This window comes from Yoonia maricola, from assembly GCF_002797915.1.
GTDB classification, from domain to species: domain Bacteria; phylum Pseudomonadota; class Alphaproteobacteria; order Rhodobacterales; family Rhodobacteraceae; genus Yoonia; species Yoonia maricola.
On sequence record NZ_PGTY01000006.1, the window covers coordinates 1 to 1,316 of the forward strand.

The window sequence follows — 1,316 nt, forward strand, 5'->3', positions numbered from 1 at the left end:
TCATCTGATTAGTCCAATCTGTGGTGCAAGGCCTGGGGCAATAGTCTGCGTTTTGTTCAAAACCTCCGCCCACCATGGCGCGCCGGGCCAGCTGCCGGCGGGCACCTGCCAGTCGTGCAGCACCTGAAAGCTCGTGCGCATCAGCGGATGGTCCACCGGATCCGTCCGATGCCCGAGGCCGGCGCGCATCCGCAGGAAGGCAACGGTCGTGATCGGCCAAAGAAAATGCGCCTCCCGTCGGATCTCGTGACCCGTGGAGGATCCCATGGTCCCGTTCTCGACATCCGTGGCCAGCGTCCGCATGTGGGCCTCGCAAAGCTCCTGCGCCCATTCGGCGGCCTTTGCGGGATCAGGTTCATTTAATCCGATGCGCGCAACATCCAGCCAGAAGCGGTCGGGCGGGACGTGGAAGCTTTCCCAGTCGATGGTCTCGCCCCGGGCCTGAGCCAGCATCTCCAACGCGAAGACGCCGATCTTGGACGGCTGGGTGAAGTAGCCCGTGGTCCCTTCGGGCGGCGCGTAGCGGCCCGAGCGGAGGACCGAAAGCGCGATCTCCTCGGTCGCTGCGAGAAGGTCGGCGCGGGAGGTGGCCATCAGTTGGAGAAGGGTCTCGCCGTAGTATTCTAGGGATGGGGTCACGTATTGCTCAAGCGTCGAGAATTCCTGAAATTCTGCTGCCTGACCAAGAAACACCACCCGCTGAGACGCATCGAGGCTTGCGTTTTCGACCGTTTGTGAAGCCATAATATGATAGCCAAACCTGCATAGAAAACCCAAACCAAGTGACTTGCCGAAGCGGGAATGCGCAGAAAGCGGCCCGTAGTCACTCCCACCACTAAGTGCGCGATCAATACGCCGGAGGCGTCGTTCAAAAAAAGATGCGTCGTCGTGCGGATACCCATCCCAGAGAGAAAGCGACTCTCTCAAATTTCCTTCATTATATTCGGCCATTACCAATCCATCGCTTGTATTTGTCCGACGAGCTGTCCCTGCGTGTCGACCTCTGCCCGTGCCAGTATCTTGGTGACATCCTCGCGCCCCACGGCGTCTTCAAAGTCTTCGATATCGTCTAGATGTTCTATCATGTCTTCCCAGGAACGTCCTCGCGTTGACCCTGTTCGCACGGCACGCCGCGCGCTTGCAATACCGTCGATCGCGCTATCGACTTTCTCTTGAAGGTAGTTAGCTTCCTGCTGCGCCTCGCTCAGACTCGGGAACGGCACCTCATTCCCCATGCGTGTCTTCACCTCGATGGCGACCCAACGCGGCGCGGGTGGGCGCGGCGCGGTGATCTTCGTCACCAGGTCAAGACCATG

Annotated in this window: 2 protein-coding genes; both read right to left on the reverse strand. The window is 59.7% G+C overall.

All coding sequences use genetic code 11. The features are described 5' to 3' along the window. Complete coding sequence (locus BC777_RS19165; protein WP_100369843.1) at nucleotides 1-951, reverse strand: hypothetical protein; 951 nt, start codon at nucleotides 949-951, stop codon at nucleotides 1-3. Then, the coding region (locus tag BC777_RS19170) for a hypothetical protein (RefSeq protein ID WP_211095410.1) at nucleotides 951-1,316 on the reverse strand (366 nt) is incomplete at its 5' end. The genes BC777_RS19170 and BC777_RS19165, both read right to left, overlap by 1 nt.

Bases quoted from the DNA above. Each gene is read 5' to 3' on its own strand.
- BC777_RS19165 (WP_100369843.1), bottom strand. From the start codon at position 951: ATGGCCGAATATAATGAAGGAAATTTGAGAGAGTCGCTTTCTCTCTGG.